At 62.2% G+C, this 14,904-nt stretch carries 10 protein-coding genes and 4 tRNA genes; 9 read left to right on the plus strand and 5 right to left on the minus strand.

Features of this window, described 5'->3' with window-relative positions; all coding sequences use genetic code 11:
* Positions 1-677: 677 nt before the first annotated feature.
* The 5 genes from AN401_RS12065 to AN401_RS12085 all read left to right on the plus strand — a co-directional run bounded on the left by AN401_RS12065 (position 678) and on the right by AN401_RS12085 (position 2,955).
* Positions 678-753 (plus strand) — tRNA-Asn (locus AN401_RS12065).
* A gap of 16 nt (positions 754-769) precedes the next feature.
* Positions 770-845: transfer RNA gene (locus AN401_RS12070), tRNA-Asn, on the plus strand.
* Between the two features lie 16 nt (positions 846-861).
* Positions 862-937 (plus strand) — tRNA-Asn (locus tag AN401_RS12075).
* A 17-nt stretch (positions 938-954) separates the two neighbouring features.
* A tRNA-Asn gene (locus AN401_RS12080) sits at positions 955-1,030 on the plus strand.
* Between the two features lie 110 nt (positions 1,031-1,140).
* Positions 1,141-2,955 (plus strand): EAL domain-containing protein, encoded by a 1,815-nt coding sequence (locus AN401_RS12085; RefSeq protein WP_096779498.1) that lies wholly within the window; start codon positions 1,141-1,143, stop codon positions 2,953-2,955.
* Here AN401_RS12085 and AN401_RS12090 read toward each other — a convergent pair.
* The gene (locus AN401_RS12090) at positions 2,936-3,430 is read right to left on the minus strand and encodes a hypothetical protein (RefSeq protein ID WP_094038666.1); all 495 of its coding nucleotides are present in this window, start codon (positions 3,428-3,430) and stop codon (positions 2,936-2,938) included. The two genes, AN401_RS12085 and AN401_RS12090, sit on opposite strands and share 20 nt — an antisense overlap.
* Positions 3,431-3,570: 140 nt before the next feature.
* On the opposite strand from AN401_RS12090, the gene AN401_RS12095 reads away from it, so the two are divergent.
* Complete coding sequence (locus tag AN401_RS12095; RefSeq protein WP_094038667.1) at positions 3,571-3,966, plus strand: MerR family transcriptional regulator; 396 nt, start codon at positions 3,571-3,573, stop codon at positions 3,964-3,966.
* Between the two features lie 104 nt (positions 3,967-4,070).
* Here AN401_RS12095 and aroA read toward each other — a convergent pair whose 3' ends face one another.
* The 4 genes from aroA to gyrA all read right to left on the minus strand — a co-directional run bounded on the left by aroA (position 4,071) and on the right by gyrA (position 10,720).
* The gene (gene aroA, locus AN401_RS12100) at positions 4,071-5,357 is read right to left on the minus strand and encodes a 3-phosphoshikimate 1-carboxyvinyltransferase (RefSeq protein WP_094038668.1); all 1,287 of its coding nucleotides are present in this window, start codon (positions 5,355-5,357) and stop codon (positions 4,071-4,073) included.
* A gap of 108 nt (positions 5,358-5,465) precedes the next feature.
* Complete coding sequence (hisC, locus tag AN401_RS12105) at positions 5,466-6,566, minus strand: histidinol-phosphate transaminase (protein WP_198401729.1); 1,101 nt, start codon at positions 6,564-6,566, stop codon at positions 5,466-5,468.
* Positions 6,567-6,800: 234 nt separating this feature from the next.
* Positions 6,801-7,889, minus strand: coding sequence for a 3-phosphoserine/phosphohydroxythreonine transaminase (gene serC / locus AN401_RS12110; protein ID WP_094038669.1), 1,089 nt, complete (start codon positions 7,887-7,889; stop codon positions 6,801-6,803).
* 182 nt (positions 7,890-8,071) lie between these two features.
* A complete protein-coding gene (gene gyrA, locus AN401_RS12115) occupies positions 8,072-10,720 on the minus strand; it encodes a DNA topoisomerase (ATP-hydrolyzing) subunit A (RefSeq protein WP_096779499.1) in 2,649 nt (882 codons plus the stop codon).
* A gap of 153 nt (positions 10,721-10,873) precedes the next feature.
* Here gyrA and ubiG point away from each other — a divergent pair, with 153 nt between their 5' ends.
* The 3 genes from ubiG (at position 10,874) to nrdA (ending at position 14,870) form a co-directional block, all read left to right on the plus strand.
* The gene (gene ubiG, locus AN401_RS12120; protein ID WP_094038671.1) at positions 10,874-11,572 is read left to right on the plus strand and encodes a bifunctional 2-polyprenyl-6-hydroxyphenol methylase/3-demethylubiquinol 3-O-methyltransferase UbiG; all 699 of its coding nucleotides are present in this window, start codon (positions 10,874-10,876) and stop codon (positions 11,570-11,572) included.
* A gap of 3 nt (positions 11,573-11,575) precedes the next feature.
* Positions 11,576-12,253 carry an HAD-IA family hydrolase gene (locus AN401_RS12125; protein WP_094038672.1) on the plus strand — a complete coding sequence of 226 codons (678 nt, stop codon included), beginning with the start codon at positions 11,576-11,578 and terminating at the stop codon, positions 12,251-12,253.
* A gap of 340 nt (positions 12,254-12,593) precedes the next feature.
* Complete coding sequence (gene nrdA / locus AN401_RS12130) at positions 12,594-14,870, plus strand: class 1a ribonucleoside-diphosphate reductase subunit alpha (RefSeq protein ID WP_094038673.1); 2,277 nt, start codon at positions 12,594-12,596, stop codon at positions 14,868-14,870.
* Positions 14,871-14,904 lie beyond the last annotated feature (34 nt).

Below are 14,904 nucleotides of genomic sequence, written 5' to 3' on the forward strand. Positions count from 1 at the left end.
TTTTATTTAAGCTTGAGCGTCTTGACCAAACCACTATAAGCCTATTTTTATGACAAATAAATTAACTTTAGTCGTTTTTTTCATTAAACAGCCTCACTTAAAAGCCAATACTATTCAATAGATAAATTACAGAATAAAAAACCAAGAAGCACACTGACTGCAATTCAAAAAACCAAAAATAACGTGTCCTTGGCGTTTTACTCCAGCAATGTAAACCCTCTCGCCGCATTCGCAGCCCGCTCGCAAGCTCCCAGGTTCATATCTGAAATATCATCAACGACATCCGGGTGTGCATTTTCAAATAAAACCAGAACCGTAAAATGAAACAGACACTTTACACCGCTAGTGTTATTACTCTGCGCCTGTCTTGTTCTGGTGCATTATTCTTCAACCGGTATTTACTTTTACACCATATCGGGGCATCGAAGCACCACAAGGCAGCAAGGTAATCATCCACGCCCCGGCTACGTCCATCGCCTGCCATTGGCGGCAGGATAGGCCGCGCTCGCAGGCCTTCGCGCCTGCGCAGCCCCTTCCCCGCCACAGGGTTGCCGCATAAATCGACGGCCATTGCACATTCTTAGAGCAAACAGCCTGATTTCGTTGGTAACGCGGCTTTGAGTGTTGACAGCCTTGGGGGCAGACATTAACATGCGCCTCGCATTCAAGAATGCGTTTCCCCCTTAGTTCAGTCGGTAGAACGGCGGACTGTTAATCCGTATGTCGCTGGTTCGAGTCCAGCAGGGGGAGCCAGTTAGACCAGTTTTGTTCCTCCTTAGTTCAGTCGGTAGAACGGCGGACTGTTAATCCGTATGTCGCTGGTTCGAGTCCAGCAGGAGGAGCCAGTTTAACCAGTTTTGTTCCTCCTTAGTTCAGTCGGTAGAACGGCGGACTGTTAATCCGTATGTCGCTGGTTCGAGTCCAGCAGGAGGAGCCAGTTTCATCAGTTTTTGTTCCTCCTTAGTTCAGTCGGTAGAACGGCGGACTGTTAATCCGTATGTCGCTGGTTCGAGTCCAGCAGGAGGAGCCAATTTCCTTGTTATTTCCCCTCCCTTGGCCCATGATGAGCCGATGACCATCAGTTCCTAACGATGCCCCCTTTTATTAACCCTGTTGTCCCGTTTTGCAAGGATAATGGTTATGCGGGAAACTCGCCCCTTCGGCCAGGTGCTGCTCTTGGCAGGCGCCATCTTAATCCTTCTGAGCCTCCTGCTTCCCTGGTGGGCCAGCTATCGCGCCCTCGCCCACCAGGAGCGGCAAATCGATGAGCACCTCGTGCAGCTACTGGCCGAGGATACCCCCGGCCTGTTGCCGGGCCTGGCCGAGCTGTCGATAGGACAACCGCTCGCCAGCGACAGCCAGGCCTGGTGGTTTGGCCAGGCCGCGGGCAACCATCGCCGAGTCGTGGCTCAGACCCCGGTGTTTTACCGTCTCGATACCCGGCCCGCCAGCCAGCAATGGCTGCTGCTCTCCCTTCCCCTGGGCCTGACCACCTTGCTGGTGTTTGGCGGCCTTTACCTGCGCTGGACCCGGGAAAGCCTCGAAAAAGAGCAACATCTGCGCGCCCTCCTGCTCGACCCGGAGCTGAATCAGCTCGGCGGTCGGGATCCGGTGGAGCAGGGTATCGTCGGCCTGCACCAGAGCTACAGGGAGCAGATAGAGAGCCTGCAGCAGCAACTCGGCGAAGCCCATCAGCAGAGTCACCAGGACAGCCTGACCGCGCTCGGCAACCGCTATGCCTTCCGGCGCGACCTGACCCTGATGCTGACCGATGACAACAAGCTCGCCACCGCCACCCTGATGATCGTCAGGGCCAGCGCGCTGCAGGATACCAATAGCCGCCTGGGTTTCCAGGCCGGTGATCAGTACCTGCAGGATATTGCCCGCCTGATCCGCAAGACCATACAGCCGGTGCTGGGTGCCCGGGCCTATCGCATCAATGGCAGCGACATCGCCGTGCTGGCCAAGGGGCAGTGCGAGCACCTGGCCGACAGCCTGGGCACCCAGCTGCACCAGGATTTGAACCATTACCAGCGGTTGCACGAGCTGGATTGCGCCGCCTACATGGGCTTTACCCAGCTGTTGCCGGGGCAGTCGCCGGAGCAGGTGCTGATCCGTGCCGACTACGCCCTGGCCCTGGCCCAGGGCGGCGAGCCCAACGGCTGGCGCATCGTATTGCAAAACCAGGAGGACGAGGATCTGGGTGAAAGTCAGTGGCGCCAGCGCTTGCAGGCCATGCTGGAAGAAGACCGGATCCAGTTGCTGGTACAGCCGGTGCAGATCCGCAAGCCCGGCATGCCCGGCTACAACGAGATTTATTCTCACTTTCCCAACGGCAGCGGCGGCTATTATCCCACCACCACGGTATTCACCATGGTGCAGCGGCTGGATATGTCGATGCAGTTCGAGCAGAAGATCATCGAGATGAGCCTGCGCCAGATCATACAAAAGGACATACCGGCCCAGCGTTGGGCACTCAACCTGACCCCCGCCAGCCTGCAGCAGAACTCCTTCCTGATCTGGCTGGAGCGGGTCTTGCTACGCGACATGAACATCACCTCCAGCCTGGTGTTCGAGCTGGACGAGCACGTGCTGGAACACCAGCTGGTAGCCGGCAAGCGGCTGCTGGAGATGATCCGTCGTTGCGGGGCCCGCTCGGCAGTGAGCAAGTTCGGCCACGGTTACGGCTCCTTCCGCCTGCTGAAAGAGGTCAAGCCCGATTACATCAAGCTCGATGCCCAGTTGGTGAAACACCTGGAAGAGGACAGCACCAACCAGCAGTTCGTGCGCATGATAGTGGATCTGGCCCAGCGCCTGGGTTGCCATGTGATCGCCGAGGGGGTGGAAACCGCCGAGCAAAAACGGGTGCTGGAGAGCATGTACATCGACGGCGTCCAGGGCTACCTGGTCGCCAAACCCGGCGACCTCGCCACCTTCAAGGGGCTGACGATTTAAGCCGGAGCAGGTAGTTGATCAGCTCCCCCAGGTGACGGTAGCGCGTGATCTCCTCCGGGCTGTAGCGGGTCGACATGGTGGACGGATTATGCCGATGCTTGAGGTAGCGCATGATCTGCAACCGGTTGAAGCCGCCGACCCGGTAAACCAGCTCGAGCAGGGTCTTTATCTGCTCCGAGTCCAGGCCGCAAAGCTCACCGTAACCGGGATCCAGGGGAGTTTTGATCTCCACCTCGACCTGCCCGAGCTTCCCTTCTTCCTGCAGGTACTCCAGCCACTGCTCCACGTACATCGGCTTGGTACCCGGCAGCAGTGAAAAGAACCCCTTGCCGGAGCGACAGCCGGACAGGAGCAGTATGGCCAGGGCATCGCTGTTGCAGGAAAAAACCACCTCGCCCTGCTCGCTCCAGTCCAGCGCCTGGATGCGGATCTCGGCCCGCCCCCCCTGCCCGTCTTGCACCTTGAAGATAAACACAGCCTCTCCGAAATAGCGGCAAAGCCTTCATCTTGGCCCAATCTCGGGGGCGAGTCAAAGCCGGACTTCACAGCCCGGGCGTATGGGTGTAAGGTCTGGCTTCGTCCGCAGCCCTTACCGACATTGCGCAGGAGTGATCGATGATGCCCAATAAGGAAGTCACCTACACCATTTCTGAGTTGGCCGATGAATTCGACATTACCCCGCGCACCCTGCGCCATTACGAAGAGCTGGGCCTGCTCAATCCCAGGAGAAAGGGCAACACCCGCATCTACAGCCACAAAGACAGGATCCGCCTGGCGCTTACCCTGCGCGGCAGGCGCCTGGGCTTCAGCCTGGCGGAAATGCGTGAGCTGTTCGAGCTGTACGATGCCGAGCACAGCTCACGCCCCCAGCTGCACTCCATGATAGCGATGATCGCAGAAAAGCGCGCCAGCCTGCAGCAACAGCAGGAAGACATCGAAAAGGTGCTGGCGGAGCTGGACGCCGCCGACATCAAGGCACGGGAAGCGCTGGAAAAGATGAAGCATCACTAAAGCGGGAAGCGGGAAGCGGGAAGCGGGAAGCGGGAAGCGGGAAGCGGGAAGCGGGAAGCGGGAAGCAATGATAAAGCCCCGCCGCAGCGGGGCAAGAAACCGGCTTACTCGGCCTGGCTGATGCTGGCCAGCTTGTCGAAATAGTCCGGGAAGGTCTTGGAGGTGCACTTGGGATCCAGGATCACCACGGGGGTGTCGCTCAGGGCCACCAGCGAGAAGCACATGGCGATGCGGTGATCGTTGTAGGTGGCGATCTCCGCTTCCTGCAGCTTGGTGGCCGGCGTCACCACCAGGTAATCCTCCCCTTCCTCCACCTCGACCCCGAGTTTGCGCAGCTCGGTGGCCATGGCGAACAGCCGGTCGGTTTCCTTCACCCGCCAGTTGTAGATATTGCGGATACGGGTGGTGCCCTCGGCAAACAGGGCGGTGGTGGCGATGGTCATGGCGGCGTCGGGAATATGGTTCATGTCCATGTCCACCGCCTTGAGCGGTGCCACGTGCTCGGCCTCGATAAAGTCATCGCCCCAGGTGATGCGTGCCCCCATGGCCTCCAGCACATCGGCGAAACGGATATCGCCCTGGATGCTGTGGCGGCCGATGCCGGTCACCCGAACCTTGCCCTTGATGGCGCCCGCCGCCAGGAAGTAGGAAGCGGAAGAGGCGTCCCCTTCCACCAGGAAGGTCCCCGGCGACACATAGCCCTGGTTGCCCTGGATATAGAACACCTGGTAGTTATCGTGCTCCACCCTCACCCCGAACTGTTTCATGATGTGCAGGGTGATGTCGATATAGGGCTTGGACACCAGCTCGCCCTTGATATGGATGCGGGTATCGCCGGAGGCCATGGGGGCCGCCATCAGCAGGGCGGTCAGGAACTGGCTGGAAACGGAGCCGTCGATGTGCACATCGCCGCCCCACAGGCCCTTGCCGTTGATAAACACCGGCGGATAGCCGTCAGTCTTGAGGTAGCTGATGTCGGCGCCCGCTTCGCGCAGGGCATCCACCAGGTGGCCGATGGGCCGCTCCCACATGCGCGGCTCGCCGGTCAGGGTGAACTCGCCGGTGCCCAGGCACAGGGCGGCGCACAGGGGGCGCATGGCGGTGCCGGCATTACCGAGGAACAGGGAAACCGGCTCCTTCACGCTGAACGCCCGGCCCAGACCATGCACCACGCATTCGGTCTTGTCGTCCGACAGCTCGTACTGCACCCCCAGGATCTTGAGGGCATCCAGCATGTGACGGATGTCATCGCTGTCGAGCAGGTTGGTCAGGCGGGTGGTGCCCTGGGCCAGTGCCGCGAGCAGCAAGGCCCGGTTGGACACGGACTTGGAGCCGGGCAGGTTGACGGTGCCCTCCACCCGGGCGATAGGGGATAGTTTGAGGCTTTCCATATGATTCCTGGAGATTCGGGGTAAACAACAACTGAAGCTTTCTAGACGTTAACAGGGCTGGTGCATCAGGGCAAGATAAACAAAAGGCCGGTTTGCACCGGCCTTCCCTCAGCCCAGCACCTTGGCCAGGGCTTCCAGGCAACGCTGGTTCTCGTGCTCGAGACCGATGCTGATGCGCAGGCAGGTCGGCAGGCCGTAGCCGGCGATGGGCCGTACGATGACGCCTTCGCGCAGCAGCGCCTCATACACAGGCCCGGCTTCCCGCTGCAGATCCAGGGTGATGAAGTTGGCCCGGGAAGGAATGTATTTCAGGCCCTGCTCCTGGAAGAACGCCTCGTAGCGCGCCATCTCCCGCCGGTTCAGTTCCACCGCCTGGTTGAGATAGTCCTCGTCGTCCAGCGCCGCTTCCGCCGCCGCCAGGGCAAGGCTGTTGCAATTGAAGGGTTCGCGCACCCGGTTGAGCACCGCCACCAGCTCCGGATGGCAGACCATGTAGCCCACCCGCAGCCCCGCCAGGCCATAGGCCTTGGAGAAGGTGCGCGACACGATCAGGTTGGGATAACGGGCCAGCCAGTCGATGGACGGGATCCGCTCGTCTTCCGCCACATACTCGGTATAGGCCTCGTCCAGCACCACCAGCACCTGGGCCGGCACCTTGTCCATAAAGGCCTGGATCTCGGCCGCGCCGACGAAGGTGCCGGTCGGGTTGTTGGGGTTGGTGATGCACACCAGCCGGGTCGCCGGGGTGATGGCCGCCGCCATGGCCTCGAGATCGTGCCCGAAGTCCCTGGCCGGCACCACCACCGCCTCGGCACCATGGGCCTGGGTGGCCAGGGCGTAGACGATAAAGGTGTACTGGGAATACACCACCTGCTGCCCGGGCGACACGAAGGTGTGGAACACCAGGTCAATCAGCTCGTTGGAGCCGTTGCCGAGGATCAGCTGCTCGCGGTGGACGCCGAGCTTGTCTGCCAGCTTGGCCTTCAGCGCAAAACCGTTGGCGTCCGGGTAACGGGCCAGCTCCGGCAGGGCGCGTTCGATGGCGGCCCGGGCCTTGGGCCCCAGCCCCAGAGGGTTTTCGTTGGAGGCCAGTTTCACGCTGTTGCTGATACCGAGCTCGCGCTCCAGCTCTTCCACCGGCTTGCCCGGCTGGTAAGGGTGCAGCCCCTCCACCCCGGGGTTGGCCAGGGCCAGAAAATCAATACTCACGGTGACTCCTTTTGAACGTTTTATATTTGCCCTGTGTCGCCTGTTGGCACCACCAGCAGACGGCATCGAGGCTTGAAAGAGGCAACAGGGATGGCCTCCGCCGACCGTCACATGCCAGGGATGGCATGTGCGAGCCTACATGGATGTACTTGCGGCGTGTCGGCGGAGGTGGCCCTGTTGCCTCTTATCTAACGTTAAATCAGACAGACTTGTGACTTATCATGGCTTCAAGCTTTAGCTTCCGTGCTGCTTGGCAAACTTGTCCATATAGGCGACCAGCGCCTGCACCCCTTCGATGGGCATGGCGTTGTACAGGCTGGCGCGCATGCCGCCCACGATGCGGTGCCCCTTGAGCGCCAGCAGACCCTCGGCCTTGGCCCCCTTCAGGAAGGCGTCGTTCAGGCTGTCGTCCTTCAGCTGGAAGGGGATGTTCATCCAGGAGCGAGCGCTGGGATGCACCTCGTTGCGGTAGAAGTCGCTGGCATCCACGTAGTTGTACAGCAGCTCGGCCTTGGCCTTGTTGCGCTCGCCCATGGCCTCCAGCCCGCCCTGCGCCTTCAGCCACTTGAACACCAGGCCGGCCAGATACCAGGCATAGGTGGGCGGGGTGTTGAGCATGGAGTCGGCCTTGGCCATGGCGGCGTAGTCCAGAATGCCCGGCACCTGGGGGCAGGCCTGGCTAAGCAGGTCCTCGCGCACGATGACCACCGCCAGACCGGAAGGGCCGATGTTCTTCTGGGCGCCGGCATAGATGATGCCGAACCTGGTCACGTCGATGGGACGGGAGAGGATGGTGGAGGACATGTCCGCCACCAGGGGCACGTCGCCGGTATCGGGAATAAAGTTGTACTCGATGCCTTCGATGGTTTCATTCGGGCAGTAGTGCACATAGGCGGCGGTGGAGTCCAGCGCCCAGCTGGTGGCCAGGCCCTGGCGGCCGTCTTCGGCGGTCTTGAGCCCTTCCAGTACCCGCACGTCCCCCACCTTCTCGGCTTCGGCCACGGCGGATTTGGACCACTGGCCGGTGACGATGTAGTCGGCCTTGGCGTTGATGCCCATCAGGTTGAGCGGCACGGCGGCAAACTGGCCCCGGCCGCCGCCCTGCAGGAACAGCACCTTGTAGTTGTCGGGGATCTGCATCAGATCCCGCAGGTCCTGCTCGGCCTCGGCCGCCACCGCCATATAGTCGGCCCCACGATGGCTCAGCTCCATCACCGACACGCCCAGGCCGTGAAAGTCACGGAACTCGGCCTGGGCCTGTTTCATTACCTCTACCGGCAGCATGGCCGGGCCTGCGCTGAAGTTATAAACCATCTTCTCCATTTTCCCTGGGTTACCCTCATTTGAACCAAAGTGGCGACAGCGCCCGGCGGAAAGGGGGCATCCCCTCCCCGACCTGCGCTGCTTTATTACTAGCTTTTACACGGCGGCAAGCCACCGAGTCAAAATGATTTTCGGGTCAGGTTTTTACCCGAACAAAAGGGGGCCAAAGGCCCCCTGTGCATTTACTCCTCGGCCGCGCCGTCCTGGCCTTCGGCCAGCTCGTCGTCCTCGGTTTCCTCAATGCGCTGCAAGCCCACCACCTGTTCGTCCTCGCCGGTGCGGATCAGGCGAACACCGGCGGTGTTGCGGCTGATCAAGCTGACTTCGGACACCCGGGTGCGCACCAGGGTGCCACCGTTGGTGATCAGCATGATTTCATTGCTTTCATCCACCTGGATGGCACCCACCACCTCGCCGTTGCGCTCGCTCACCTTGATGGAGACCACGCCCTGGGTAGCCCGGCTCTTGGTGGGGTACTCGTCGAGGCCGGTACGCTTGCCATAGCCATTGGCGGTGGCGGTAAGGATGGCACCGTCGCCGCGGGGCACGATGAGGGAGACCACCCGATCCCCCTCGGCCAGGCGGATGCCGCGTACCCCGGAGGCGGTGCGTCCCATGGGACGCACGCCCTTGGAGCCACCGGCGGCGGCCTCGTCGGCCTGCTCCTCGCCCTCATCGGCCCCCTCGGACTCGGCGCGACCGCCGCCCTCGGCGAAACGCACCACCTTGCCGGCGGCGGAGAACAGCATGATCTCGTTGCTGCCGTCGGTGATGTCGACTCCGATCAGCTCATCCCCGTCCTTCAGGTTGATGGCGCGGATGCCGGAGGCCAGCGGCCGGCTGAAGGCGGACAGGCTGGTCTTCTTGACGGTGCCGTCGGCGGTGGCGAAGAACACGTACTTGTCGTCGGCGTATTCCTTGACCGGCAGTATGGCGGTGATGCGCTCCCCCTGATCCAGCGGCAGCAGGTTGACGATGGGCCGGCCGCGGGCGGCGCGGCTGGCTTCGGGCAACTGATAGACCTTGAGCCAGTACACCTTGCCGGCGGTAGAGAAGCACAAAATGGTGTCGTGGGTGTTGGCCACCAGCAGGCGCTCGACGAAATCCTCTTCCTTGATGCTGGTCGCCGACTTGCCACGCCCACCCCGGCGCTGGGCCTCGTAGTCGGACAACGGCTGGTACTTCACATAACCCTGGTGGGACAGGGTGACCACCACGTCTTCCTGGGTGATCAGGTCTTCGATATTGATCTCGGCGCTGGAGGTGGTGATCTCGGTGCGGCGGGCATCGCCGAATTGTTCCTTGAGCGCTTCCAGCTCTTCGCGGATCACCTCCATCAGGCGGACGGTGCTGTTGAGGATATGCAGCAGCTCGGCGATCTGCTCCAGCAGCGCCTTGTATTCTTCCAGGATCTTCTCGTGTTCCAGGCCGGTCAGGCGGTGCAGGCGCAGATCCAGGATGGCCTGGGCCTGCTGCTCGGTCAGGTAATAGTGACCGTCGCGGATGCCGTATTCGGGCTCCAGCCATTCCGGGCGGGCGGCGTCGTCACCGGCCCGCTCCAGCATGCCGGCCACGTTGCCGAGCGCCCAGCCCTGGGCCAGCAGCCCGGCCTTGGCCTCCGCCGGGGTCGGTGAGCGGCGGATAAGCTCGATCACCGGATCGATGTTGGCCAGGGCGATGGCCAGGCCTTCCAGGATGTGGGCCCGATCCCGCGCCTTGCGCAGTTCGAAGATGGTACGGCGGGTGACCACTTCGCGCCGGTGCTGGATAAAGCACTCCAGCATTTCCTTCAGGTTGAAGGTGCGCGGCTGGTTGTTGTCCAGCGCCACCATGTTGATGCCGAACACCGTCTGCATCTGGGTCTGGGCGTAGAGGTTGTTGAGGATCACCTCCCCCACCTCGCCCCGGCGGATTTCGATCACGATGCGCATGCCGTCCTTGTCGGACTCGTCACGCAGGGCGGAGATGCCCTCGATGCGCTTTTCCTTGACCAGCTCGGCGATTTTTTCAATCAGCCGCGCCTTGTTCACCTGGTAGGGCAGCTCGGAGACGATGATGGTCTCGCGCCCGCTCTTCTCGTCGGTCTCGATCTCGGCCAGGGCGCGCACATAGATCTTGCCACGGCCAGTGCGGTAGGCGTCGATAATGCCGGACTTGCCGTTGATGATGCCGCCGGTGGGGAAATCCGGACCCGGGATCAGCTCGATCAGCTGGTCGACCGTGATGTGCTCGTCGTCGATCAGCGCCAGGCAGCCGTCCACCACCTCGTTGAGGTTGTGGGGCGGGATATTGGTGGCCATGCCCACGGCGATGCCGGAAGAGCCGTTGACCAGCAGGTTCGGCACCTTGGTCGGCATCACCGCCGGTATCATCTCGGTGCCGTCGTAGTTGGGCACCCAGTCGACGGTTTCCTTGTCCAGATCCGCCAGCAGCTCGTGGGCAATCTTGTCCATGCGCACTTCGGTGTAACGCATGGCGGCGGCGGAATCGCCGTCCACCGAGCCGAAGTTGCCCTGGCCGTCGACCAGGGTGTAGCGCATGGAAAAGTCCTGCGCCATCCGCACTATGGTGTCGTATACCGCGCTGTCGCCGTGGGGGTGGTATTTACCTATTACGTCACCCACCACGCGGGCTGATTTCTTGTAGGGCTTGTTCCAGTCGTTGCCGAGCTCGTTCATGGCGAACAGCACACGGCGATGCACCGGCTTCAAACCATCTCGCACATCGGGAAGGGCCCGTCCCACGATCACGCTCATGGCGTAATCCAGGTAGGAGCGCTTGAGCTCTTCCTCGATGTTTATCGGCATGATTTCTCGGGCCAGATCGGTCATAGCAAGCCTTGTCCCCAATTTTATTGATTATATGGCTTTGAAAAACGCGCCATTCTAGCACAGTTCCGGCCCGACGGGAGCAGGGAAGCTGGCGGCGACAGGCCGCTTGGTTATAATGGCCTCCTCAGTGTGCCCGGCTTTAAGGCTTTGACCATGAACGTAGATCAACAGGAAATCGACAAATTCGAGGCCATGGCCTCCCGCTGGTGGGATCCGGAGGGCGACTTCAAGCCCCTGCACCGGCTCAACCCCCTGCGCCTGGACTGGATAGCCGACAAGGCCGGCGGCCTGTTCGGCAAGCAGGTGATCGACATCGGCTGCGGCGGCGGCATCCTGAGCGAGAGCATGGCCCGGGAAGGCGCCGAGGTCACCGGGGTGGACATGGGCCGCGAGCCGCTGGCGGTGGCCCGCCTGCATGCCCTGGAAGCCGGGGTGAGCGTCAATTATCGTCAGGGCACCGCCGAGCAGCTGGCCGCAGAGCAGCCCGGACAGTTCGACCTGGTCACCTGCATGGAAATGCTGGAGCACGTGCCCGAGCCCGCCTCGGTGGTGCAGGCCTGCGCCGAGCTGGCCAAACCCGGCGCCACCCTGGTGTTTTCCACCATCAACCGCAACCCCAAGGCCTGGCTGCTGATGATAGGGGTGGCCGAGCACCTGCTGAAAATGGTGCCGAAGGGCACCCACGATCATCGCAAGTTCATCACCCCCGCCGAGCTGTGCACTTATATCGAACGGGCCGGCCTGGTGGTGAAGGACATCAGCGGCGTGGTCTACCGGCCCCTGACCGGCGATTTCAAGCTGAGCCGGGACGCGGACGTCAACTACATGGTCCACGCCATCAAGCCGGAGTAAGCCATGCAGGTTAAGGCGGTGTTGTTCGATCTCGACGGTACCCTGCTGGACACGGCGGGCGACATGGGCGCGGCCGCCAACCATGTCATCACCGCCCTGGGACTGCCGCCGCTTTCCGCCGAGGTGCTGAGCCGCACCACCTCGGACGGTGCCTACGCCCTGCTCCAGGCCGGCATCCACCCGGCGCTGATCGAGCAGCACGGGCTGGAGCAGTTGCGCCGGCGGATGCTGGCCTTTTACGGCGAAAACCTCTGCCGCCATACCCGCCCCTACGACGGGGTGGCGGAGCTGCTCGGCTGGCTCGACCAACGCCGCATTCCCTGGGGGGTGGTCACCAACAAGCCGGCCGCCCTGACCGAGCCGCTGCTGGCCGGGCTGCCGCTGTTCGCCGGCTGCGGCGTCACCGTCAGCGCCGACACCCTGCCCCAGAAAAAACCGCATCCGGCGCCCCTGCTCCACGCCGCCGGACGGCTGGCGGTGGCGGCGGCCCAGTGCGTCTATGTGGGCGACCACAGGCGCGACATAGAAGCGGGCCGGGCCGCCGGCATGGTGACCATCGCCGCCGCCTGGGGCTATATCTCGGCCGGCGAACACCCGGACGACTGGCGGGCGGACCACCGGCTCGACTCGGTGCCGGCCCTGCAGCACTGGCTGCAAGGCGCATTCGGCGCCACCTGCTGAAAGTTCCGGCGGGATCCCCAAACGCCTTTTTTTGCAAGCCAAATTTTTCAAAAAAAGTTTCTTCCCGACCATAAAAACGACAGCCGCCGGCCAGCGCCAGACTCCCAACGGAGCAGAAGTTAGTGAGTGCAAACCCAAGCCCGAAGATCACAGATTATCCACAAGATTTGCGCGTGGCCGCCGGCTTGAGAATCGGGGGGTAACCCACTATATTGTGCCCATCCTCAATATCACAACTAGATGTTGTGCTTCCTCCGGTTGCCGACCACACTATATAGGGTGGCTGGCCGCACGGGTTTTGCCGGAGCAGACACAACACCACTGGGAGAAGGTCCGCCTTATGAACAAACATCTGCTGGTCACCAAACGCTCCGGCGCCAAGGAGCCCATCGATCTGGACAAGATCCACAGGGTCATCACCTGGGCCGCCGAGGGCCTGGACAATGTCTCCGTCTCCCAGGTGGAGCTGCGCTCCCATATCCAGTTCTACGACGGCATCCGCACCGAAGACATTCACGAGACCATCATCAAGGCCGCCGCCGATCTGATCTCCGAACAGAGCCCGGACTACCAGTACCTGGCCGCCCGCCTGGCCATGTTCCACCTGCGCAAGAAGGCCTACGGCCAGTTCGAGCCGCCCCACTTCTACGACCATGTGGTCAGGCTCACCGAGATGGGCAAGTACGACCAGCACATCCTGGCCGACTACAGCCGCGAGGAATTCGAGACCCTGAACGCCCGCCTGCACCACGAGCGAGACATGGACTTCTCCTACGCCGCGGTCAAGCAGCTCGAAGGCAAGTACCTGGTGCAGAACCGGGTCACCGGCGCCATCTACGAAAGCCCCCAGTTCCTGTACATGCTGGTGGCCGCCTGCCTGTTCTCCAAGTACCCCAAGGCGACCCGGCTGGACTATATCACCCGCTTCTATGACGCGGTGTCCCAGTTCAAGATCTCCCTGCCCACGCCCATCATGTCCGGCGTGCGCACTCCCACCCGCCAGTTCAGCTCCTGCGTGCTGATCGAGTGCGGCGACAGCCTGGATTCCATCAACGCCACCTCCGGCGCCATCGTGCGTTATGTGTCCCAGCGCGCCGGCATCGGCATCAACGCCGGCCGCATCCGGGCGCTCGGCAGCCCCATCCGTGGCGGCGAGGCCTTCCACACCGGCTGCATCCCCTTCTACAAGCACTTCCAGACCGCGGTCAAATGCTGCTCCCAGGGCGGCGTGCGCGGCGGTGCCGCCACCCTGTTCTACCCCCTGTGGCACCTGGAGGTGGAATCCCTGCTGGTGCTCAAGAACAACCGCGGCGTGGAAGAGAACCGGGTCCGCCACATGGACTACGGCGTGCAGATCAACCGGCTGATGTACCAGCGCCTGATCAAGGGCGGCGACATCACCCTGTTCAGCCCCTCCGACGTGCCCGGCCTGTACGACGCCTTCTTCGAGGATCAGGCGAAATTCGAGGAACTGTACGTCAAGTACGAAGCCGACGACAGCATCCGCAAGCGCACCGTCAAGGCGCTGGAGCTGTTCTCGCTGATGATGCAGGAACGCGCCGGTACCGGCCGCATCTATATCCAGAACGTAGATCACTGCAACACCCACAGCCCCTTCGACCCGGCGGTGGCCCCGGTGCGCCAGAGCAACCTCTGCCTGGAGATCGCCCTGCCCACCAAGCCGCTGATGGACATCAACGACGAGAACGGCGAAATCGCCCTGTGCACCCTGTCCGCCTTCAACCTGGGCGCCATCGACAGCCTGGACGACCTGGAAGAGCTGGCGGAGCTCGCGGTACGCGCCCTTGACGCCCTGCTCGACTACCAGGACTACCCGCTGCTGGCCGCCCACAAGGGCTCGATGAACCGCCGGACCCTGGGCATTGGCGTGATCAACTACGCCTACTACCTGGCCAAGCACGGCGTCAGATATTCCGACGGCAGCGCCATCGGCCTGACCCACAAGACTTTCGAGGCCATCCAGTACTACCTGCTGAAAGCCTCGGTGCAACTGGCCAGGGAGTTCGGGGCCTGCCCGGCCTTCAACGAAACCACCTACGCCCAGGGCATACTGCCCATCGACACCTACAAGAAGGATCTGGACGGCGTCTGCAGCGAGCCGCTGCACCTGGACTGGGAAAGCCTGCGCGAGGAAATAAAAACCGTGGGCCTGCGCAACAGCACCCTGACCGCGCTGATGCCCTCCGAGACCTCGAGCCAGATCTCCAACGCCACCAACGGCATAGAGCCGCCCCGTGGCCTGGTGTCGGTCAAGGCCTCCAAGGACGGCATCCTCAAGCAGGTGGTGCCCGAGTACGAGCGCCTCAAGGGCCAGTACGAGCTGCTGTGGCAGATGCCCTCCAACGACGGCTACCTGCAGCTGGTGGGGGTGATGCAGAAGTTCGTGGATCAGGCCATTTCCGCCAACACCAACTACGATCCGGCCCGCTTCGAGGGTGGCCGGGTGCCGATGAAGCAGTTGCTGAAAGACCTGCTCACCGCCTACAAGTTCGGGCTCAAGACCCTGTATTACCACAACACCCGTGACGGTGCGGCAGACGCCCAGAACGACATGCAGGAAGATGACGGCTGCGCCGGCGGTGCCTGCAAGATTTAAGGCACCGTCACACTCAAATAATCCCGGCGAGGGC

The sequence above is a fragment of the Zobellella denitrificans genome (assembly GCF_002407485.1).
Lineage (GTDB): Bacteria > Pseudomonadota > Gammaproteobacteria > Enterobacterales > Aeromonadaceae > Oceanimonas > Oceanimonas denitrificans.

What these genes read in the sequence shown, in the direction of transcription:
- AN401_RS12085 (WP_096779498.1), top strand. Translation starts at nt 1,141, where the DNA reads ATGCGGGAAACTCGCCCCTTCGGCCAGGTGCTGCTCTTGGCAGGCGCC.
- AN401_RS12095 (WP_094038667.1), top strand. Translation starts at nt 3,571, where the DNA reads ATGATGCCCAATAAGGAAGTCACCTACACCATTTCTGAGTTGGCCGAT.
- aroA (WP_094038668.1), bottom strand. Translation starts at nt 5,357, where the DNA reads ATGGAAAGCCTCAAACTATCCCCTATCGCCCGGGTGGAGGGCACCGTC.
- serC (WP_094038669.1), bottom strand. Translation starts at nt 7,889, where the DNA reads ATGGAGAAGATGGTTTATAACTTCAGCGCAGGCCCGGCCATGCTGCCG.
- gyrA (WP_096779499.1), bottom strand. Translation starts at nt 10,720, where the DNA reads ATGACCGATCTGGCCCGAGAAATCATGCCGATAAACATCGAGGAAGAG.
- ubiG (WP_094038671.1), top strand. Translation starts at nt 10,874, where the DNA reads ATGAACGTAGATCAACAGGAAATCGACAAATTCGAGGCCATGGCCTCC.
- AN401_RS12125 (WP_094038672.1), top strand. Translation starts at nt 11,576, where the DNA reads ATGCAGGTTAAGGCGGTGTTGTTCGATCTCGACGGTACCCTGCTGGAC.
- nrdA (WP_094038673.1), top strand. Translation starts at nt 12,594, where the DNA reads ATGAACAAACATCTGCTGGTCACCAAACGCTCCGGCGCCAAGGAGCCC.